This window comes from Prauserella halophila, assembly GCF_024171895.1.
In the GTDB taxonomy this organism is placed as follows: domain Bacteria; phylum Actinomycetota; class Actinomycetes; order Mycobacteriales; family Pseudonocardiaceae; genus Prauserella; species Prauserella halophila.
The window spans coordinates 1166001-1187060 of record NZ_JAMTCQ010000008.1; the positions used below are offsets into that span (position 1 = coordinate 1166001).

18 protein-coding genes are annotated in these 21060 nt (G+C 72.1%); 9 read left to right on the forward strand and 9 right to left on the reverse strand.

The genetic code is table 11. The features are described from left to right. Positions 1 to 28: 28 nt before the first annotated feature. A complete protein-coding gene (locus LY41_RS05555; protein WP_253862699.1) occupies positions 29 to 841 on the reverse strand; it encodes a DsbA family protein in 813 nt (270 codons plus the stop codon). A 75-nt stretch (positions 842 to 916) separates the two neighbouring features. Here LY41_RS05555 and hrpB point away from each other — a divergent pair, with 75 nt between their 5' ends. After that, positions 917 to 3478: an ATP-dependent helicase HrpB gene (gene hrpB / locus LY41_RS05560; protein ID WP_253862700.1), complete on the forward strand. Its 2562-nt coding sequence runs from the start codon at positions 917 to 919 to the stop codon at positions 3476 to 3478. A 16-nt stretch (positions 3479 to 3494) separates the two neighbouring features. Here the strand turns inward: hrpB and LY41_RS05565 are convergent, their stop codons facing one another. Next, entirely contained in the window at positions 3495 to 4289 is a 795-nt protein-coding gene (locus LY41_RS05565) for an ion transporter (protein ID WP_253862701.1), read from the reverse strand. Between the two features lie 332 nt (positions 4290 to 4621). Here LY41_RS05565 and LY41_RS05570 point away from each other — a divergent pair, with 332 nt between their 5' ends. Beyond that, positions 4622 to 5458, forward strand: coding sequence for a type IV toxin-antitoxin system AbiEi family antitoxin domain-containing protein (locus LY41_RS05570; protein ID WP_253862702.1), 837 nt, complete (start codon positions 4622 to 4624; stop codon positions 5456 to 5458). 44 nt (positions 5459 to 5502) lie between these two features. After that, a complete protein-coding gene (locus tag LY41_RS05575; RefSeq protein WP_253862703.1) occupies positions 5503 to 6381 on the forward strand; it encodes a nucleotidyl transferase AbiEii/AbiGii toxin family protein in 879 nt (292 codons plus the stop codon). Between the two features lie 172 nt (positions 6382 to 6553). On the opposite strand, the gene LY41_RS05580 is transcribed toward LY41_RS05575, so the two are convergent. Next, positions 6554 to 7267, reverse strand: a complete 714-nt coding sequence (locus LY41_RS05580) for a dienelactone hydrolase family protein (protein WP_253862704.1) — start codon at positions 7265 to 7267, stop codon at positions 6554 to 6556. A 48-nt stretch (positions 7268 to 7315) separates the two neighbouring features. Here LY41_RS05580 and LY41_RS05585 point away from each other — a divergent pair, with 48 nt between their 5' ends. Next, on the forward strand, positions 7316 to 7540 hold the full coding sequence (locus LY41_RS05585) for a hypothetical protein (RefSeq protein ID WP_253862705.1): 225 nt from the start codon (positions 7316 to 7318) through the stop codon (positions 7538 to 7540). Next, positions 7537 to 8316 (forward strand): hypothetical protein, encoded by a 780-nt coding sequence (locus LY41_RS05590; RefSeq protein WP_253862706.1) that lies wholly within the window; start codon positions 7537 to 7539, stop codon positions 8314 to 8316. The genes LY41_RS05585 and LY41_RS05590 overlap by 4 nt, the downstream gene beginning before the upstream one ends. A gap of 199 nt (positions 8317 to 8515) precedes the next feature. Here the strand turns inward: LY41_RS05590 and hutI are convergent, their stop codons facing one another. From hutI to hutH, 5 genes are all read right to left on the reverse strand, one after another. Then, on the reverse strand, positions 8516 to 9727 hold the full coding sequence (gene hutI / locus LY41_RS05595) for an imidazolonepropionase (RefSeq protein WP_253862707.1): 1212 nt from the start codon (positions 9725 to 9727) through the stop codon (positions 8516 to 8518). Next, positions 9724 to 11022: a formimidoylglutamate deiminase gene (locus LY41_RS05600; RefSeq protein WP_253862916.1), complete on the reverse strand. Its 1299-nt coding sequence runs from the start codon at positions 11020 to 11022 to the stop codon at positions 9724 to 9726. Before LY41_RS05600 ends, hutI begins: the two co-directional genes overlap by 4 nt. Positions 11023 to 11096: 74 nt before the next feature. Further along, a complete protein-coding gene (locus tag LY41_RS05605) occupies positions 11097 to 12338 on the reverse strand; it encodes an allantoate amidohydrolase (protein WP_253862917.1) in 1242 nt (413 codons plus the stop codon). A 17-nt stretch (positions 12339 to 12355) separates the two neighbouring features. Continuing rightward, positions 12356 to 13972 carry a urocanate hydratase gene (gene hutU, locus LY41_RS05610; RefSeq protein ID WP_253862708.1) on the reverse strand — a complete coding sequence of 539 codons (1617 nt, stop codon included), beginning with the start codon at positions 13970 to 13972 and terminating at the stop codon, positions 12356 to 12358. After that, positions 13969 to 15504: a histidine ammonia-lyase gene (gene hutH, locus LY41_RS05615; RefSeq protein ID WP_253862709.1), complete on the reverse strand. Its 1536-nt coding sequence runs from the start codon at positions 15502 to 15504 to the stop codon at positions 13969 to 13971. Before hutH ends, hutU begins: the two co-directional genes overlap by 4 nt. An 81-nt stretch (positions 15505 to 15585) precedes the next feature. Here hutH and LY41_RS05620 point away from each other — a divergent pair, with 81 nt between their 5' ends. From LY41_RS05620 to LY41_RS05635, 4 genes are all read left to right on the forward strand, one after another. After that, positions 15586 to 16473, forward strand: a complete 888-nt coding sequence (locus tag LY41_RS05620) for an IclR family transcriptional regulator (protein ID WP_253862710.1) — start codon at positions 15586 to 15588, stop codon at positions 16471 to 16473. 213 nt (positions 16474 to 16686) lie between these two features. Further along, positions 16687 to 18051 (forward strand): alkaline phosphatase PhoX, encoded by a 1365-nt coding sequence (locus LY41_RS05625; RefSeq protein ID WP_253862711.1) that lies wholly within the window; start codon positions 16687 to 16689, stop codon positions 18049 to 18051. A gap of 334 nt (positions 18052 to 18385) precedes the next feature. Further along, on the forward strand, positions 18386 to 19810 hold the full coding sequence (locus tag LY41_RS05630; RefSeq protein WP_253862712.1) for a hemolysin family protein: 1425 nt from the start codon (positions 18386 to 18388) through the stop codon (positions 19808 to 19810). After that, a complete protein-coding gene (locus LY41_RS05635) occupies positions 19807 to 20823 on the forward strand; it encodes a CNNM domain-containing protein (RefSeq protein ID WP_253862713.1) in 1017 nt (338 codons plus the stop codon). Before LY41_RS05630 ends, LY41_RS05635 begins: the two co-directional genes overlap by 4 nt. Positions 20824 to 20936: 113 nt before the next feature. Here the strand turns inward: LY41_RS05635 and LY41_RS23555 are convergent, their stop codons facing one another. Then, complete coding sequence (locus LY41_RS23555) at positions 20937 to 21059, reverse strand: hypothetical protein (protein ID WP_301296502.1); 123 nt, start codon at positions 21057 to 21059, stop codon at positions 20937 to 20939. Between the last annotated feature and the right edge of the window lies 1 nt (position 21060).

The window sequence follows — 21060 nt, forward strand, 5'->3', positions numbered from 1 at the left end:
GCCGCCGCGCGTCAGCCGTGGCCCGGCGTCAGCTGCCACTTCCGGAGGTCAGCTGCTCCAGCCAGTTGTCGGTCAGCTGCACGATCTCGCCTTCGTGCGTGACGGTCGGCGTGCTGAAGCCCTTGCCCCGCGGCCCTTCCTGCATGAGGTCGGGGTTGCTCGCCGTCTTCTCGAACTCGGACGTCAGCTGGTCGTCGTACTCACCGTTCCGGATGCCCTGGGCGAACGCGTCGCTCTCGATCCCGAGGTCCCGGCCGAGCTGGATGAGCTGGTCGTCGCTGTACCCGCGGCCGCCCTCGGCGGGCTGGTTCTGGAACAGGCTGTCGTGGAAGGCCGTGAACTCGCCCTCGTCGGCCGCCAGCAGCGAGGCGTTCGCGGCGTCCAGCGAGTACCCGGGCGGGTCCGACGCCTCGACGAGCATCGGCACCGGGTGCGTCCGCACCAGCAGCGACCCGTCGTCGACCTTCTCCTGGATCGGCTCCCCGAACTGCTCGTAGAACGACCCGCAGGCCGGGCAGAGGAAGTCGGCGTAGACATCGATGGTCGTGGGAGCGTCGGGATCACCGGTCTCGACGACGACGCCGTCGCGGTTCTCCGGGGCATCGGACTGGGTCTGCGCCGCCGGAATCTGCTCCCCCTCGGTCTCGTTCTTCGACGCGTTCGTCCACAGCACACCGCCGACGACCACGGCGGCGACCAGCACGACGACGCCGACGATCAGGCCGACGCGCTTGCCGCCGGCCATCCCCGCCGTGCCCCGCGCCTGGGCCACGACGTTCTTTCCCTGCTGCTGTTGTTGCTGCTGCCGCCGCTTGCGCGCCGTGCGCTCCGCTCCGCCCACTGGGGTCCTTCCTCGCGTTTCGTCCCCTTCTAGGCTACGTAAACCGGGTAAAACCCCTGTCCAGGGAGGCGTTGCATGCAGGTGCCGGAGCTGCCCGCGGGCGCGGTCGCAGGCGACGTCTGCACCGCGCTGGCGGCCGACGGTGCCGCGGTGCTCGTCGCACCACCCGGCACGGGCAAGACGACGCTGGTGCCGCTCGCGCTGGCTCAGGCGTTCGACGAGCAGGGGCGCGGCGGGCGGATCGTCGTCGCCGAACCCCGCAGGCTGGCCGCACGCGCCGCGGCGGCACGGATGGCCGAGCTGCTGGGCGAACCGGTCGGCGAGACCGTCGGGTACGCCGTACGCGGCGACCGGAGGACGTCGGCGCGCACGCGTATCGAGGTCGTCACGACGGGGCTGCTGGTGCGCCGCGTGCAGCACGATCCGGAGCTGCCCGGCGTCGCCGCGGTGATGCTCGACGAATGCCACGAACGCCACCTCGACGCCGACCTGTTGCTCGCGCTGCTGCTCGACGTACGCGCCGGTCTGCGCGACGACCTGCACCTGCTGGCCACGTCGGCGACCGTCGCCTCCGACCGGCTCGCCGCACTGCTCGGCGACTGCCCCGTGATCACCGCCGACGCGCGGGCGTACCCGGTGGATGTGCGCCACTCCCCGCCCGTACGCGGCGAACGCCCCGACGCCTGCGTCGCACGGACGATCACCACGGCGCTGGCCGAGACCGACGGCGACGTGCTGGCGTTCCTGCCGGGCGCGGCGGAGATCGGCCGGGTCACGCGGGCGCTCGACCTGCCCGACGTCGACGTCCTTGCCCTGCACGGCAGGCTCTCGGCGGCCCGCCAGGACGCCGCGCTCACCGAGGGGCCGCGGCGGCGCGTCGTGCTGGCGACCGCGGTCGCCGAGTCGAGCCTGACCGTGCCGGGCGTGCGTGCCGTCGTCGACTCCGGGCTGTCGCGGGTGCCGCGGGTCGACCACCGCCGCGGACTGTCCGGGCTCGTCACCGTGCGCGCCCCGGTCGCGATCGCCGAGCAACGGGCGGGCCGCGCAGGCAGGCAGGGCCCCGGCGTCGCGTATCGCTGCTGGCCCGAGTACGAGACGGCGAGTCTGCCCGCCTACCCCGAACCCGAGATCCGCACCGCCGAGCTGTCGCGCCTCGCCCTGGAGCTGGCGTGCTGGTCGACGCCGGACGGACGCGCGCTGTCGTGGTGGGATCCGCCGCCGGACGGGCCTCTGGCCGCGGGCGCCGAACTGCTGCGCACCCTCGGGGCGATCACCGGCGACGGCACCGTGACGGCGCGCGGGACGCGGCTCGCCGGTGTGGGGCTGCATCCCCGGCTGGCGCGGGCCCTGCTGGACGGGGTCGACGAAACCGGGGCCGACGAGGCGGGTATCGGCGCGGCGAGTGCCGGCGAGACGGGTGCCGATGCTGCGGGGGCCGATCCGGTCGCCGAGGTCGTGGCGCTGCTCGACGCCGGGGCGGCGGGTGCCGTCGACGTCGACGAGGCGCTCCGGGAACTGCGGCGGTCCCGCTCGGCCGACGCGTCCCGGCTGCGCCGGGAGGCCCGCCGGCTCGCCGGACTGGCAGGGTCGGCTGGCGGCCGGGACGGAGCGGCACCGGGCGGTTCCGGGCGGAGCGGTGCGGCACCGGGCGGTTCCGGACGGGGCTCCTCGGGGGACGCCGCCGCGATCGTGGCCCTCGCGTACCCGGAGCGGCTCGCGCGCAGGCGGGACGCCTCGTCGCAGGTGTATCTCATGGCGGGCGGCACCGCGGTGGAACTGCCGTCCGGGAGCGGACTGGCCGATGCGGAGTGGCTGGCCGTCGCCGACGCCACCCGGGAGCCCGGCCGTGCCCACGGCGTCGTGCGGCTGGCGGCGCGCGCCGACGAGGAGCTGGCCACCCGCGTCGCGGCGACCCTGCTGACCGAATCCGACGAGGTCACGTGGACGGGCGGGGACGTGACCGCGCGGTCGGTGCGTGCTCTCGGGGCGATCACGCTCGCCGAACGCCGGCTGCCCGATCCCGATCCGCGGCGCGTCCGCGCGGCGCTGCTCGACGGGCTGCGCGAGGAGGAGCTCGCCGTGCTCACGTGGTCCGACGGCGCCGTGCGCCTCCGGCAGCGGCTGGCGTTCCTGCACGCGCGGCTGGGCGAACCGTGGCCGGACGTCGGCGTCGGCGCGCTGCTCGCCCGCGCCGGCGACTGGCTCGAACCGGAGCTGTCGGCCGCGCGCAGCAGGGCCGATCTGGCGCGCATCGACACGGCGTCGGCGCTGCGCAGGCTGGTGCCGTGGCAGGAGGCGCGCAGGCTCGACGCACTCGCTCCGGAGCGGATCGAGGTGCCGTCCGGGTCCAGCATCCGGGTCGACTACTCCGGTGACGACCCCGTGCTCGCGGTGAAACTTCAGGAGACGTTCGGCTGGCGTGCCACACCGCGGATCGCGGGCGGCACGGTGCCCGTCGTGCTGCACCTGCTCTCCCCCGCAGGCAGGCCCGCGGCAGTGACGTCCGATGTGGACTCGTTCTGGGACACCGGCTACGCGTCGGTGCGCGCCGAACTGCGCGGGCGGTATCCGAAACACCCGTGGCCCGACGACCCGCGCGCCGCCACGCCGACACGCGGGACGAAGCGCAGGACGTGACCGTGGTGGGCGGATCTCAGCTGTAGAGCGACCGCTCCGGCCGAGTGGGCAGCTGCTCGGCGAGTTCCGGGTCGTCCTTCTGGTGCAGGCCGAGCGTGACGGCCTCGCGGATCTGCTGCCGGTTCTCGCGCACGACCTCGGCGAAGAAGTGGTCGATCCGGTCGTCGGCGAGGACCTCGAGCACGATGCGGATCACCGTGTCGGTCACCGAGTGGACGATCTCGTCGTGGAACGGCAGCCGGGACAGCCTGCCCGCCTGCGGGTCGTTCCTGAGCTTCTCGGTGACGATCTCGCGCAGCATGTCCTGGTTCTGCGACAGCGAGCGCGCGAGGTTCTCCGGATAGTTGCCGGTCTCGAGGACCTTCACCACCTCGTCGAGCACGACGACGGTGATGGGTTTCTTGATGGCCTGCACGATCGTCGTCGAATAGCGTTCGACGAGCTTCTTCGTGAACCGTTCCCCGAAGGCGCGATCCGCGGTGCGCGCCAGCCGGACGACCACCACGACGATGCGCAGCAGCCGGAACCCGCGCAGCGCCGGGTGGGCGATCGGGATCATGCCGAGGATCTCGTACCACCCCCGGACCGGGAACATCTTGTCCCAGCCCGCCTTGTGCCAGCGCCACAGGAACTCGACGAGGAACACGCCGCAGATGGCGGTGTCGATGATGAAGATCGTGTGCGCCGTCTCGGCGGAGACGTCGACGAACAGCAGGTAGCACAGCAGCGCCACCGAGCCGACGGCGAGCACGAGCATCGCCAGGTCGACGAGGCTCGGCCGGCGCCCGGCCTGCGGCGTTCCGGTGGTCATGGCCGCACATTGTGCCAGGCGTGATCACTCACACGCGTGGCAACACAGCCATCACCCTCCGCAGCCGGGCTTTGTGCCCCGAAGGGCACCTTGGGGGCGTTGAGTGCCCCGAAGGTGCCCTTCGGGGCACCCACCCACCGACCCGAACCTCAGGTCGTCGTCGCCCGGACGAACGACAGCACCTGGGGTTGTGACACGGCGTAGGCGGCCTCGTTGACCAGCTTCCTCGTGCGTGCACGGAGCAGCCGTTGTGCAGACCCAACCTCATCCAGTACGTCATTTACTACATATAGAGAGTAGGTTTTGACGTATCAACCTGTAGCATATGAAGCATGGAGACCCGGGCGGCACTTGCAATACTCGGTGAGTACACCGCTGAGCAGTGGGGGCTGGTCACCGCCGCGCAGGCGTCGGCCGCCGGTGTCGACTCGGTGACTCTGTATCGCCTCAAGGATGCCGGGTTTCTCGCCCCGATCCGTCGCGGTGTCTACGCGGCCACCGCTGCACCAGATGCGCAGTTCCAGGATGAGCGCGCGGTGTGGCTGGCTCTGAACCCGTCGGTTCCGGCCTGGCAGCGCTCGAAGCTCGACCGGGACGGCGGCGTGCTCTCACATGGGTCGGCCGCACGCCTGCACGGGCTCGGTGATCTGACCGCAGAGGTGGTCACCGTGACCGTGCCGCGCCGGCGCAGCCTGCGTGACCCATCGGTCCAGGTCCGCCGCAGGCAGCTCACCGAGCAGGATGTGACGCTGATCGATGGCCTCCCGACCACGACGCCACTGCGGACGGTGCAGGATCTGCTCGACGACCACAGCGACGGCAGCCACCTGGCGACCATCATTCGCCAGGGCGTGCAGACCGGCGTGCTGGAACCCGGGGGCCTCGTGGCGAATGTCGGCGCCTACGCGCGCCGCTATGACATCGGCAATCGCGACGGGGAGCGCCTGGTTGACTACCTGTTGGGCCACATCGGTAGTTCGCTCGCCACCTTGACAGGGAGGACCACGTCAACCACCCGCGACGCCATCGCACGGGATCAACTCATCGAAGAAGTACTTGCCCGCCTTCGGCCGAGGTCGGGTGAGCATCCGCCTCCGGCATCAGCCCCGCAAATCGACGACGAGCAACCGGGTTCGGACTGGTCAACGACGGGACGCGAGAACACATGAGCACCGCCGGTTACCGAACTCCGCGAGCATTCCAGAGTGCGCTCATGGCCAAGACGAAGGCCGAAGCAGCGCGAAGCGGTGTCGCACAGAACGATCTGTTGCAACGGTTCTTCCATCAATGCCTACTCGCCCGTGTTTTCCACCGGAGCGGTGACGACTGGATCCTCAAGGTCGGGCAGGCATTGCTCGTGCGGTGGCCACGCGCACGCCATTCACGTGATATCGACCTGCTGCACACCGACGACGACATGTCCGAGGCTGTGCGTGACCTGCAAGCAGCCGCCGGAACGGACTTGGGCGATCCGCTGAGGTACGAGTTCCGCGACACCAAGCGCGAGCAGGCCGACAGACCCGCGTGCAAGGTGCGCTTTGCCGTCTACCTGGGAGTGAAGGAGCTGGCGACGGTCAGTGTCGATGTGGTGGTGAGCAAGGGATCGCCGTACGGGGAACCCGCGGAGGAAGCCCTGCGCCCTCCTGTTGATATCGACCTGTCGGCGCCGTGGCCGCAGGTACGCATGTGGCCACTGGAGGACCACGTCGCAGACAAGGTCGCAGCCATGTACGAACGCCATGCCGGAGACGCCGTATCGAGCCGATACAAGGACCTCGTCGACGTGGCCCTGATCGCGCTCGCGTCGCGGCTGGACGGGCCGGCCACTCATGGCGCACTGCATGCCGAAGTGCAGCGGCGGCATTCGGCCGGCGTCCCGTTGCACCTGCCCGCGCAGTTCACGGTACCCGACCTGTCGACGTGGCGCCCGGGTTATCGCCGGCAGGCCGTCCGAGCCACCGATCTACCCGAGCAGTACCGGACAATCGATGGTGTCCACAGCCTCGCTGATCACTTCATCACGCCGCTTCTGAACCCGGCCGTGGTTCCCGGCACGTGGGTACCGGACACTGTGCGGTGGCACGCCAGGTGACGCAGCCGGACACCACCGGACACGGCAGCGACGACGAGCGGAGTGAACGGCTCACACGCGTGGCAACACAGCCATCACCCTCCGCAGCCGAGCTTTGTGCCCCGAAGGGCACCTTGGGGGCGTTGAGTGCCCCGAAGGTGCCCTTCGGGGCACCCACCCACCGACCCGAACCTCAGATGGTCGTCGCCCGGACGAACGACAGCACCTGGGGTTGTGACACGGCGTAGGCGGCCTCGTTGACCTCGGCGCCGTGACTGCGCGTGTCGCTGAAGCCGTGGTGGGCCTCGGGATACAGGTGCACGATGGTGGCGGCACCGCTGCGCGATTGCAGCCCGTCCTGCAGCCTGGTGAACGCCTCGCGGGGCACGATCGCGTCCTGCCCCGGGTAGAGCATCATCACCGGCGCGGCGATCCGCGGGGTCTGCTCGAACGGGTCGATCGTGTGGTTGTCCGCGGGCGTGACGGGCACCGTGGGGTGGTAGGCCACGATGTTCGCCGGCCGCTCGTCCCGCGCGCCCAGCAGCAACGCGAACCGCCCGCCCAGGCAGTAGCCGATCACGCCGACCTTCGCCAGCCCGAGCTCGTCGAACAGGTAATCCAGCAGCCGCTGCATCTCGGCCAGGCACGTCTCGTCGTCGAGTCCCTGCATCAGCTCGACCATCGTGTCGCGGTCGTGCTCGTCCATGCTCACGCCGTCGAACGGGTCCCAGCTCAGCGTCGTCACGCCGGCCGCGGCGAGCTCGTCGGCGAACTCGCGGACACGCCGCCCGATGCCAGTGATCATCGGCAGCAACAGCATCCCGGCGCCCGTCGACTCCACGGGCCGCGCCAGATACGCACCCAGGCCGCCGACGCTCACCATCGAGGTGTCGATCTCGTGTGCCATAGGTGCGAAACTATCTCTCACAGCCGCAGCCTCCTGCGGAGGGGATCGATGACGACGAACCGCACGCTTGCCGAGCAGCTCGACGGGCCCCGTTTCGACGGCTTGCCCGCCGGCATCGACGCGCTGTCCGACGAGCACAAACAGGTGCTGGCCGACGCGCTGCGACAGGCACGCCGAAGGCAGGCCGCGGCGCTGCAGGAATCGGCCGACAGCGCGCTGTCGCACATCCCCTTCTTCATCCGGCCCGCGGTGCGCAAGGCGGTAGGGCTGTGACCCAAGCCTTGGACCGGCTCGCCGCACGGGCCGAGATCGTCAAGCTCGCACGGGTGCTCGGTGCATCCGAGGAGCGGTTCGAGTTCCTCCAGGACGTGCCGGCCGCCGACATCCGCACCCTGCGCGACCAGGCGACCGAAACCCTGCACACCGCGCACCAACCGGTGCTGCGCAAACTCGTGTCGGCCAGCGGGATCATCCCGGTTCCGGTACTGGTGACGCTGGCGCAGAAGGCGTTCGGTCCCCTGCTCAGCGCACGCCTGGCCGGACTGCTCGACGGCGACCGCGGCGTGGCCGTCGCGCTGAAGTTGCCCGCTCCGTTCCTGGCCGACGTCGCGGCCGACCTCGATCCGCGCAGGGCAGGCCACATCCTCTCCGCACTGCCGACGGCCACCGTCACCGACGTCAGCAGGGAACTCCGCAGGCGCGAGGACTGGATCACCCTCGGTCGGTTCGTCGGCGGCGTGCCCGCCGAGATCGCCGAGGCCGGCCTGGCCGAACTGAACGAACGGCAGGTCCTCGAGGTCGCGTTCGTCGTCGACGACAAGTCCTCACTGAGCGCACTGGTCGAACGGCAGTCGACCGCGCGGTGCGCCGCCTACGCCCGCGCCGCCGACGAGTACGACCTGTGGCATGCGCTGTTCGACCTGTTCGCCCACCTCGACGACACCCTGCGGACACGGGTCGTGACCGCAGGCCTCGCCGAGGACCCGGAGCTGCGCGCCCGCGCCCACGAACGCGCCGCGGAGCTCGGCGTCGAATCCCTGCTGAGCTGACGGTGCCCGCCCGCGCCGTCGCTGTCGCGGGGCACGCGCGACGATGCAGCCGCGCCCCGGCGCGTCCTCGAGGGGCGGTGGCCGGGCGACGGGCGGGCGCAGCCGGGCGACGGGCGGGCGCAGAACACCCGCGTCCGAGTGCAGAACACGCAGTGCTGAGCGCAGAACACGCGGTGCCGAGTGCGGGACACGCGAGGGGTCAGCGCTCGCGTTCGCCACTGCGCCAGACGGCCCACGTGAGCGGGACGCCGGGACGGTAGGCGAGGTGGGTGGCCGACGGGGCATCGAGCACGTGCAGGTCGGCGCGCGCACCGGCGCGCACCGTGCCGACGGCGCCGTCCCCGGTGTCGCGGCGCAGGGCCCGCGCCCCGCCCGCGGTCGCAGCCCACACGGCCTCGCGCACCGTCAGGCCCATCTGCAGCACGGCCGTCGCGACGCAGAACGCCATCGACGTCGTGTACGAGCTGCCCGGGTTGGCGTTGCTGGCCAGTGCGACGGTCGCGCCCGCGTCCCACAGTCTCCGCGCCGGTGCGAGCGGCTGACGGGTGGACAGGTCGCACGCGGGCAGCAGCGTCGCGACGGTGGCCGACGACGCGAGCGCGTCGACGTCCTCGCCGGTCAGGTACGTGCAGTGGTCGACGCTCGCCGCGCCGCCTCGCACCGCCAACCGCACCCCGGGACCCGCGCCGAGCTGGTTGCCGTGCACCCGGACGCCGAGGCCGCGCGCCGCCGCCGCTGCCGCGATGCGCTCCGACTGCACCTCGTCGAACGCTCCGTCCTCACAGAACACGTCGGCCCACCCGGCGTAGGGGGCGACCGCCTCGAGCATGTCGCCGCACACGAGATCCACATAGGACTCGGCATCGGCGCCGGGTGGTACGAGGTGCGCGCCGAGATACGTCACCTCGTCGGCGTGCCGCGCGGCGATGCGGGCCGACCGGGTCTCGTCCTCGACGGTCAGGCCGTAGCCGGTCTTCGTCTCCAGGCACGTCGTTCCCTGCCGCACCGCCTCGTCGAGGTGGGCCGTCAGGTTCGCCTCGAGGTCCTCGTCGCTCGCCGCGCGGGTGCGGGCGACGGTCGTGGCGATGCCGCCGGCCCGGTACGGCTCACCCGCCATGCGCGCCTCGAACTCGGCGGTGCGGTCGCCCGCGAAGACGAGGTGCGTGTGGCTGTCCACCCAGCCGGGCAGCACGGCACGCCCGCCGACATCCACGGCGACGTCGGCGGCGGGAGCGACGGCCGACTCGCCCACCCAGGCGACGCGGTCGGCCTCCAGCACGACCGCGGCGTCGTGCAGGATGCCCAGGCCGGGGTCGTTCGTCGTCAGCTCGCCGATACCCGTGACCACAGTGGACGTCGGGTGCACAGTGGACGAAGGCAGCAGGGCGGCGGGGCGCGGGTTCGGGCTCATAGCAGCTTTCCGATCTCGGCCGCCAGCTCGGCGGCGGGACGTTCGACGCGAGTGTGCACCCCGTCGGATACCACGGGCCGCCCGGCGACGAGCACGTCGGTGAGGTCGGCGCCCGTCGCGGCGAGCAGTACGCCGTCGGGTGCCGCGCCCGCGGTGCGGACCGAGTCGAGCCGCACGGTCACGAGGTCGGCCTGCCCGCCGGGCTCGATGCGGCCGACGTCGTCGAAGCCGATCGCGCCGTGGTCGGTCGCCGCGGCGAGCAGCTCGGCGACGTCGAACCGGCCGCGCGCCTCCGCGGCCAGGCGTTCGTTCAGTTCGAGGGCGCGTGCCTCCTCGAAGGCGTCGACGACGGCGTGGCTGTCGCTGCCGAGGCACAGTCGCACCCCGGCGGCCGTCAGGGCCGAGGCGGGCCCGATGCCGTCGCCGAGGTCGCGTTCGGTCGTCGGGCAGAAGCACGCGCGCGTCCCCGAGACTCCCAATGTCGACATGTCGTCGTCGGTGAGGTGCGTGGCGTGGACGGCCGTGGTGCGCTCGGTCAGCACGCCGTGGCGTGCCAGCAGCGCCGTCGGCGTCACGCCGTGCACGCGCAGGCAGTCGTCGTTCTCGGCACGCTGCTCGGACAGGTGGATGTGCAGCGGCCTGCCCGCCGCCCATTCGGCCACGGCCGGCAGCTGCGCGGCGGGCACCGCGCGCACCGAATGCGCCGCCGCGCCGACGACGACGTGCTCACCGGCAGGCCGGAACTCACCGGCGCGCGACGCCCAGCCGTCGGCGTCACCGTCGCCGAACCGCAGCTGAACACCGTCGAGAGGCGTGTCCTGCCCGCCTGCCAGATAGCACGTGTCCAGCAGGCAGATCCGGATCCCGGCGTCCGCGGCCGCCGCGACGAGCGCGGCGCTCATCGCGTTCGGATCGTCGTAGCGCTGCCCGCCAGGACCGTGGTGCAGGTAGTGGAACTCGCCGACGCTCGTGTAGCCGGCCAGCACCATTTCCGCGTAGACGGCCCGCGCCAGGCGGTAGTAGGAGTCCGGGTCGAGCCGCTCCGCGAGGCGGTACATCTGCTCGCGCCACGTCCAGAACGTGCCGCGGTCGCCGTGCGTGCGCCCGCGCAACGCGCGGTGGAACGCGTGCGAATGCGCATTGGCCATGCCGGGCAGCGTCAGGCCCGGCAGCGTCCGCCCGCGCCGTGGCCGCCCGGGTTCGACCGCGACGATCACCCCGCCGGACACGTCGACGCCCACTCCCTCGGCCACCCCACCGGGCAGCCAGGCGTGCTCGCACCAGTACTCGGTCACCGCGCCGTTCGCCGGCCCGCCGCCGTTCTCCGCGCCGCTCACCGGCTCACCGCCCGCCACGCTCCGCGGCCCACTCACCGGCCCGCTCCCCAGTCCGCTCCTTCGCTCAGCCTCGCCAGCACGGTGGCCAGCGCCTCTGCGCCGGCGTCCACATCGGAGTCCTCGGCGTACTCCTCGGGCGCGTGGCTGACGCCGGTCGGGTTGCGCACGTACAGCATCGCCGCGGGCGCGTGCGCCGCCAGCACGGCCGCGTCGTGCCCCGCTCCGGTGGGCAGGGCAGGTACGCCGCCGAGCTCGGCCGACACCGCGTCACGCAGCGCCGCGTCGAACACCACCTCGTCGCTCCACGACTCCTCGCGCAGGTCGACGGTGCAGCCCTCGGCCTCGGCCGCCGCCCGGGCCGCAGCCTCGACGTCGGCCACCACCGATGCCGTGTCCGGCCCACGGGCGTCGAGCCACACGTCCACGGTGGAGGCGATGACGTTGGTGCCGCCGGGATTGGGCGTGATCCTGCCGACCGTGGCGCGCGTGCCGGGGACGGAGCTGGCGATGCGGCGCACCGCGGCGACGGTCTCGGCGGCGGGCAGCATCGGGTCCCGCCGGTCGTCCATCGGGGTGGCCCCGGCATGGTTGCCCTGGCCCGCGAACGTCAGCCGCCACCGGCCGTGCGCGATCACGGTGCTGCCGACGGCGACGGGGCCGCCCAGGTCGATCAGTCCGCGACCCTGTTCGACGTGCAGTTCGACGAAACGGCCGATGCGTCCCACGAGCTCGGGATCGGCACCGATGCGCTCCGGATCGAGCCCACCGCGCCGTGCGGCATCGGCGAACGTGATGCCCTCCGGGTCGCGCAACCGGAGCGCCTTCTCCGCGGGCAGCGATCCGGTCAGCAACCGCGATCCCAGGCACGGCACGCCGAAGCGGCCGCCCTCCTCCTCACCGAACACGACGACGGCCAGCGGCTTCGCCGGGGCCGCGCCCCGCTCCCTGAGAATGTCCACTGCGGACAGTGCACTCACGACACCGAGCGGACCGTCGAACGCACCGCCACCGGGAACCGAGTCCAGGTGACTGCCGGTGACGACCGCGTCCGGCCCCGGCGCGCCCCACCACGCCCACAGGTTGCCGTTGCGATCGTGTTCGACATCGAGCCCGCGCCGCCGCGCCTGGTCGGCGAACCACTCGCGCAGGTCGATCTCGGCGGTGTCGAACACGTGCCGGGAGTATCCGCCGCGACTGCGGTCACGCCCCACGTCGGCGAGGTCGGCGAGCAGCCCGCTCGCGCTCGTCTCCGGTGTTCCGGTCACGTCCGCCATGGTCACGTCCGCCATGGTCACCGCCGCATCGGGACGGTCAGGCCACCGGCCGTGGCGGCCTCGGCCGCACGCTCGTATCCGGCGTCGACGTGCCGCAGCACGCCGGTGGCCGGATCGTTGCTGAGCACGCGTTCGAGCTTCCGCGCCGCCAGCTCCGTTCCGTCGGCCACCGTGACCTGACCCGCGTGGATCGACCGGCCCATCCCGACACCGCCGCCGTGGTGGATGGACACCCAGGTGGCGCCCGAGGCCGTGTTGACGAGCGCGTTCAGCAGCGGCCAGTCCGCGATCGCGTCCGAACCGTCCATCATGGACTCGGTCTCCCGGTAGGGCGAAGCGACGCTGCCCGAGTCGAGGTGATCGCGGCCGATCACGACCGGCGCGCTCAGCTCCCCGGAGGCGACCATCTCGTTGAACCGCAGGCCCGCGAGGTGCCGCTCGCCGTGGCCGAGCCAGCAGATCCGCGCGGGCAGACCCTGGAACGACACCCGCTCGCCCGCCATGCGGATCCAGCGCGCGAGGGATTCGTTCTCGGGAAACAGGTCCAGCACCGCCCGGTCGGTGGCCGCGATGTCGGCAGGGTCGCCGGACAGCGCCGCCCACCGGAACGGGCCCTTGCCCTCGCAGAACAGCGGGCGGATGTAGGCGGGCACGAAGCCCGGGAAGTCGAACGCCCGCTCGTAGCCGGCGGTCTGGGCCTCGCTGCGCAGCGAGTTGCCGTAGTCGAACACCTCGGCGCCGCGGTCGGAGAACCCGACCATCGCGGCCACGTGCTCGGCCATCGACTCCCGCGCCCGGTCGGTGAACTCGTCGGGCTTGGCGGCGGCGTAGTCGTGCCAGTCGCCGACGTCCATCCCGGACGGCAGGTAGGCCAGCGGATCGTGTGCCGACGTCTGGTCGGTGACGATGTCGACGTCGACGTCGCGGCGCAGCAGTTCGGGCAGGATCTCGGCGGCGTTGCCGATCACGCCGACCGAGAGCGCGCGCCGGTCCGCCTTCGCCGCCGTCACCCGGGCGATCGCGTCGTCGAGGTCGGAGGCCAGCTCGTCGAGGTAGGCGGTGTCGAGGCGACGCTGCGCGCGGTGCGGATCGCATTCGATCACCAGCGCCGCGCCGTCGTTCATCGTCACCGCAAGCGGTTGCGCACCGCCCATGCCGCCGAGGCCCGCGGTGACCGTCAGCGTCCCGGCGAGCGTGCCGCCGAAGCGTTTCTCCGCCACGGCCGCGAACGTCTCGTACGTGCCCTGCAGGATTCCCTGGGTGCCGATGTAGATCCACGACCCGGCGGTCATCTGGCCGTACATCGTCAGGCCCAGGTTCTCCAGCCTGCGGAACTCCGGCCAGTTCGCCCAATCACCGACGAGGTTGGAGTTGGCGATGAGCACGCGCGGCGCCCACTCGTGCGTGCGGAGCACGCCGACGGGTTTGCCGGACTGCACGAGCAGCGTCTCGTCCTCGGCCACGGTGGACAGCGTGGCGGCAATGGCGTCGTAGCTGGCCCGGTCACGGGCGGCCTTGCCGGTGCCGCCGTAGACGACGAGGTCCCCGGGCCGCTCGGCGACCTCGGGGTGAAGGTTGTTGCGCAGCATCCGCAGCGCGGCCTCGGTCTGCCAGTTCGTGGTGCTCAGGCTCATGCTTCCTCCACACAGTTCTGCACGGCGCCGGAGGCGATGAGCTCCTCGGCCGCGGCGATCTCGGGGGCGAGGTGACGGTCGGGGCCGGGGCCGCCGACGCGGGTGCGCAGCAGATCGCGGACCGCGCCCGTCACCGGCGCGGGCTGCAGCGGCGCACGCAGGTCGAGCGCTCGCGCGGCGGTGAGCAGTTCGACGGCCAGTACGGTGCGCAGGCCGTCCACCCCGCGGCGGAGCTTGCGTGCCGCCGACCAGCCCATGGACACGTGGTCCTCCTGCATCGCGCTGCTCGGGATGGAATCCACGGACGACGGCGTGGCCAGGCGCTTGAGTTCGCTGACGATGCCGGCCTGGGTGTACTGGGCGATCATGTGGCCGGAGTCGACGCCCGGGTCCGCGGCGAGGAACGCGGGCAGTCCGTGCGAACGGGCGGCATCGAGCATCCGGTCGGTGCGGCGTTCGGCGATCGAGGCGACGTCGGCGACCGGGATCGCGAGGAAGTCGAGCACGTAGCCGAGCGGCGCGCCGTGGAAGTTGCCGTTGGACTCCACGCGCCCGTCGGCGAGCACGACCGGATTGTCCACGGCGGACACGAGTTCACGGTCGGCGACCGCCTCGGCGTGGGCCAGCGTGTCCCGCGCGGCGCCGTGCACCTGTGGAGCGCAGCGCAGCGAGTAGGCGTCCTGCACCCGGGTGCAGTCGGGACCGCGGTGGCTGGCGACGATCTCCGAGCCTGCGAGCGCCTCGGCCATCCGCCGCGCCGAGACCGCCTGTCCCGGATGCGGGCGCAGCGCCTGCAGGTCGTCGGCGAACACGCGGTCGGTGCCGAGCTGCGCCTCGACGCTCATCGCCGCGGTGATGTCGGCGACGTCGAGCAGCCGGGCGAGGTCGTGGGCGGCCAGCGTGAGCATGCCGAGCATGCCGTCGGTGCCGTTGGTGAGCGCGAGGCCTTCCTTCTCCGCCAGCGTGACCGGCGTGATGCCGGCCTCGCGCAGCGCATCGGCTGCGGGCGCGGTGACGCCGTCGGGGGTGACGACCTCGCCCTCCCCCATCATCGCCAGCGCCACCGCCGACAGCGGAGCGAGGTCCCCCGAGCATCCCAGCGAGCCGTGCTCGGGCACGACCGGAGTGATTCCGGCGTTGACCAGCGCTGCCAGGGTGTCGACGGTCGAGGTCCGCACCCCCGTGTGCCCGGTCGCCAGAGTGCGCAGGCGCAGCAGCATGAGTGCGCGCACGACCTCGGTCTCCACGGCGGGCCCCGCCCCGGCGGCGTGCGAGCGGATCAGTGAGCGTTGCAGGTCGGCCCGGCGTTCCGGCGGGATGCTGCGCACGGCCAGTGCGCCGAAACCGGTCGACACGCCGTAGGACGGGGTCGTCGCGTCGGCCAGGGCCTCGACGTGCCCGCGGGCGGCGGCGACATTCTTCCTCGCCACGGCGTCGACCGTCACCGGAGCGCGGTCACGGGCGACCGTGACGACGTCGCCGCGGTTCAGCGGAGCGGATCCGATCACTACCTCGTTCGGCTCGTTCGGCATGCCCTCATTGCACCGCGTGAGCGGCCTGCTCATCAGCGGCAGCGTTACGATTTCCGTCTCGGATCTCAGACAGGAGGGATGATGGCGCAGGACAAGCCGCCTGACGATCTTCCCCAACGGCACGGGCCCGGGAACGTGCCTGCGCTGCGGCGCGGGCTCGCACTGCTCGGCGTGCTCGCGCGGCACGCCGGGCCGGTCACGGCCGCGACGCTGGCCCGCGAGGCGGGCCTGCCCCGCTCGTCCACGTACCACCTGCTGGCCGAACTGCAGGCCGCCGGATTCGTCGTCCACCTGCCCGCCGAGCGGCGGTATGCGCTCGGGATCGCCGCGTTCGAGCTCGGCTCGTCGTACCTGCGCCACGATCCGCTCGAACGGCTGGCCGGGCCGATCCTGCGGCGGCTCGTCGACGAGACCGGTCACACGGCCCACCTCGGGGTACTGCACGGCAACGAGCTCGTCTACCTCATCAAGGAACGCCCGCCGCAGCCGCAGACGGTCGTGACCGACGTGGGCGTGCGGTTGCCCGCACAGCTGACGGCCTCCGGCAGAGCGATGCTGACGCACCTGCCGAATCCGCAGGTCAGAGCACTGTTTCCGACGGCGTCGGTCTTCGTGCGCCGCACCGGCCGGGGCCCGCGGAGTCTGGCGGAGCTGCGGGCGGCACTCGCCGCCCACCACCGGCTCGGCTGGGCGGTCGAGGACGGCCACGTGACCGCGGAGTTCGCCTCGGTCGCATACCCGGCGTTCGACCACGGCGGCCGCCCGCTGGCCGCCATCAGCCTGACCTTCCGCCACCGCTGCGCCGACACAGGCGACGCAGACGGCACGGGGAGCACGGGCGGCACGGGCGCGGACGCCCCGGTCGCCGATACCGAATGCGGCGGCACCTGGCCCGACCTCGCAGGCCGGGTCCGCCGCGCGGCCGGCGAACTCACCACCCGGGTCGGCGGCCTGCCACCGCCGGCATGAACGGGACCTCGGCCGGTTCCCCGCGGTGGCGAACATCGACCGGCGAATTCGGCCGAACGGACCATGGATGTGCGCCGTTCGGCGCAGTCTGGTTTCTCCGCGCACTCGCCGATCGACGGGCGTTCAAAGGTCGTTCATCGCGACCTGCGTGGCGGGACATGTCGGACGTGTGGGGTGAATCCGACCTTCCCGGACTTCCAAGGAGCGTCAGTCATGGTCCAACGACCCACCACCCCGTCCGGCCTGTCCCGCCGCGGTTTCCTCCGCAGCGGAGCGGCCGTCGGCGCCACGTCGGCGCTGCTGGGCATGATGAACGGCACCGCGTCCGCCACGCCGGGCCACGGCCACGGTCACGGTCATGGCCACGGCCACGGCCCGCCGCAGGCCGACAACAACGGCGGGTACGGCCCGCTTCGGCCCGCCCCCGGTGGCGAGCTGCTGCTGCCCGCCGGCTTCTCGTATGTCGCGTTCGGACACACGGGAACCCCCATGAGCGACGGCAATCCCACTCCGGGCATGCACGACGGCATGGCCGCATTCGCTGGTGAGGACGGGCGCATCCGCCTGGTGCGCAACCACGAGAACAGCGGGGGCGCGGCATTCGCCTCGCCGTCGTACGACCCGGGCGCCGCGGGCGGCACCACGACGATGGTGTACGACCCGGAGAAGCAGGAACTGCTGGACACGTTCCCCAGCCTCACCGGCACGATCCGCAACTGCGCGGGCGGGCCGACGCCGTGGGGCTCGTGGCTCTCCTGCGAGGAGACGTTCACCGGCCTCGACGTCGACACCCCGCACGGGTACGTGTTCGAGGTTCCGGCCGGCGCCGACGGTCCGGTGGACCCGGTGCCGTACAAGGAAATGGGCCGGTTCGTGCACGAGGCCGTCGCGATCGACGAGGCCACCGGCGTCGTCTACCAGACCGAGGACCGCGGCAGCGCAGGCTTCTACCGGTTCGTGCCGAACAAGCCGGGTGACCTGGCCGCGGGCGGTCAGCTGCAGATGCTGGCCGTCAAGGACAAGCCGAACTTCGACACGCGGATCGGCCAGAAGCCGAACCGGACGCTGCCGGTCGAGTGGGTCGACATCGACGACCCGGATCCCGACAGCGACGACACGCTCGCCGTCGCCCGGCAGGGCTGGGACAAGGGCGCTGCCGTGTTCGCGCGGCTGGAAGGTGCCTGGTTCGGCGCCGGGTCGATCTACCTGAACTCGACCAGCGGTGGCGACGCAGGCATCGGTCAGGTGTGGGAATACCGGGCTCGTGGAAACTCGGGCGGCCAGCTCGTGCTGGTGTACGAGTCGACGGACCCGGACCTGCTCGAGAGCCCGGACAACATCTGCGTCTCGCCCAACTCGGGCGGGCTGGTGCTGTGCGAGGACGGCAGCGGGAAGGACCTGCTGCGCGGCGTGACGAGCCGTGGCGAGATCTTCGATTTCGCCGAGCTGAACTCGTCGAACACCAGTGAACTCGCGGGCGCCACGTTCTCCCCGGACGGGAAGACGCTGTTCTTCAACGTCCAGTCGCCGGGCATCACGTACGCCGTCACCGGGCCCTGGGAGCGGGGCGCGCTGTGACGGACCGGTAGCGCGGGGCCCGGAGCGGGCTCCGCGTCACGAGCGGCCCGGGGCGGTGATCCGGAACACCGCCCCGGGCCGCCTTCCGGCCTGCGTGGACGGGGGCCGAGGATCGCACGTTCCGGTAGGATCTCCGGCATCATCCCGTCAGCTGCACGCTCGGGCGTCGGCGAACCACGCCCGAGCAGCGGTGCCGACGGCTGAATCGGGATGCTCCGGCCGGGGAACCTCCTGGTCGGGACGGTCAGTACAGGCACCTGCCAGGAAGGGCAATGGACGACAGTTGTAGTACCGGCACCCGGACCGTGAGCGAACGCACCGCGAGGTGCCGCACATGATCTGGGCCCTCAGCCTCCTGCTCGGCGTCGTCGTCATCCTGGCCGTGATCGCCGCGAACGGCTACTTCGTGGCCCAAGAGTTCGCCTACATGGCCGTCGACCGTTCCCGGCTGGCCGCACTGGCCGAATCCGGGAACCGGTCGGCGAAGCGCGCACTGGCGATCACGCGCCGCACCTCGTTCATGCTGTCCGGGGCGCAGCTCGGCATCACCGTGACGGGCCTGCTCGTCGGTTACGTGGCCGAACCGCTGGTCGGCAACGCACTGGGGACGGCGCTGGGCGGTGTCGGTGTCCCGACGGCGGTCGGCATCGCCGTCGGCACCGTGGCGACGCTGGTGCTGTCGACGCTGGTGCAGATGCTCGTCGGCGAACTGTTCCCCAAGAACCTGGCGATCGCCGCTCCGGAGCGGTTCGCGCTGTGGCTGGCCGGTTCGACGACCCTGTACCTGACGCTGTTCGGGTGGCTCATCCGGATCTTCGATGCCGCGTCGAACGCCCTGTTGCGACTGCTGCGTATCGAACCGGTGCACGACGTCGAGCATTCGGCGACGGCGCGCGACCTCGAGCACATCGTCGCCGACTCCCGCGCCACGGGTGACCTGCCCGCAGAGCTGTCGATGCTGCTCGACCGGGTGCTGGACTTCCCCGATCAGGACGTCGAGCACGCGATGAACCCGAGGGCGCGGGTCGACGTCGTGACCGGCGACACTCCGGTCTCCCGGGTGCGCGAGCTCATGGCCGGCGGCCACACGCGTTACCCCGTGATCGACGAGGCGGGCGATGTGCTCGGCGTGGCCGAGTTGGCGGCCGTGCTGGCCCGGCCTGCCGACGACGAGGCGCCGGTGTCCCAGCTGTGCCGATCGCCCCTGTTACTGCCGACCACGATGTCCCTGCCGGACGCCTACGCCAGGTTGACCGCGTCCCGCAACGAACTCGCCTGCGTCCTCGACGAGTACGGCGGATTCGCCGGCATCCTCACGATCGAGGACCTCGCCGAGGAACTGGTCGGCGAGCTGCAGGACGAACACGACAGCCCGGAACCTGCCCCGGTGGCGGAGCAGGACGACGGCACCTGGCTGGTCACCGGTGACGTGCACGTCGACGAGGTGGAGCGCGCAGTCGGCCACGACCTCCCGTCCGGGGACGTCGAAACGGTCGCGGGCCTGACCATCGCGGCGCACGGCGCGCTCCCGCCGACAGGCGCGACCGTGCTGGTCGACCTGCCGCAGTCCGGGGCCGAGCTCGCCGAGCCGCAACCGCCTGCCCCGCAGGCGCTACGGGTGGACGTGCTCGATGTCGACCGTCACGTGCCGTCGCGGCTCCGGCTCACGCTGCAGCCCACCGATACGGAGGAACCCGCCGGGACCGACGCCGACGACGGCGCTGCCGAGGCCGGCGAGACTGCCGGGGAGACACGATGAGCAACCCCTGGATCGTGATCGCCGCGACGGTACTGATCATCGTGGCCAGCGCGTTCTTCGTGGCGGTCGAGTTCGCCACGCTCGGAGCGAAACGCCATCGCCTCGAGGAAGCCGCCGCGACGAGCCGCTCGGCACGCGCCGCGCTGCGCAGTTCCCGCGAACTGACCCTGCTGCTGGCCGGCTGTCAGCTCGGCATCACCGGCGCCACCCTCGCGCTCGGCGCGGTCGCCAAACCCGCCGTGCACCACTGGCTCACCCCGCTCATCGAGGCGGTCGGCGCGCCGTACTGGGTCGCCGACGCGTCGGCGTTCACGTTGGCGCTCGTCACGATGACGTTCCTGCACCTGGTGGTCGGCGAGATGGCGCCGAAGTCCTGGGCGATCGCCCATCCGGAGCGGTCCGCGACCCTGCTCGCCCTGCCCGCGCGCGTCCTGGTGGCGACGACACGGCCGTTGCTGCTGGCCATCAACACGGCGGCGAACCGGCTGGTGCGGTGGACCGGTGTCACACCCGCCGACGAGGTCGCGACGGGGCAGAACCCGGAAGGCTTGCGACAGCTGGTGAAACACTCCGTCGAGGCGGGAACCCTCGACGACCTGTCCTCGGCGCAGCTGTCCGGCGCGCTGGATCTGCAGCGCGTGACGGTCCGCGACGTCGTGGCAGGGCCTCCGGTCACGGTGCCGACCCGGGCGAGGGCGGCCGACGTCCGCGACGCCGCCCGCGAGTCCGGCCACCGGCGCATCCTCGTGGGCGAGCGCGACCCGCGATCCGTCGTCCACGTCCGCGACACCTTGCTGCTCGCCGACGACGCACCGGTCGTGCCGGTGGCGCATCCGGTGCTCGAACTGCCGCCGGACACGCCCCTCTACACGGCGCTGACCCGGATGCGCGAGACCGCGCAGCACCTCGCCGTGGTGCACACCACCGGCGGCGCGGGAGTGATCACCATCGCCGACATCCTGGGCCGGGTGCTGCCGGGCGAGTCGACGACCGCGGACGCCCGCAGCTCCTGAGCCGCGCCGCGACGGCCCGGCTGCGGATCCGCACAGCGCTGCCGCTGCGCTGTGCCTCAAGTCGCTGCGCCGTACCTAGAGCTGCGCTGTGCTTCAGGCAGCTGCGCTGTGCTTCAGGCAGCTGCGCTGTGCAGGCGGACGTCGGCCACTCCGGTGCCTGCGTCCGCCGCCAGCGCAAGGGTCGTGGCCAGCAGGCCGGGGAACCGGTCTTCGAACTCGTCACTGCGTAGCCGCACG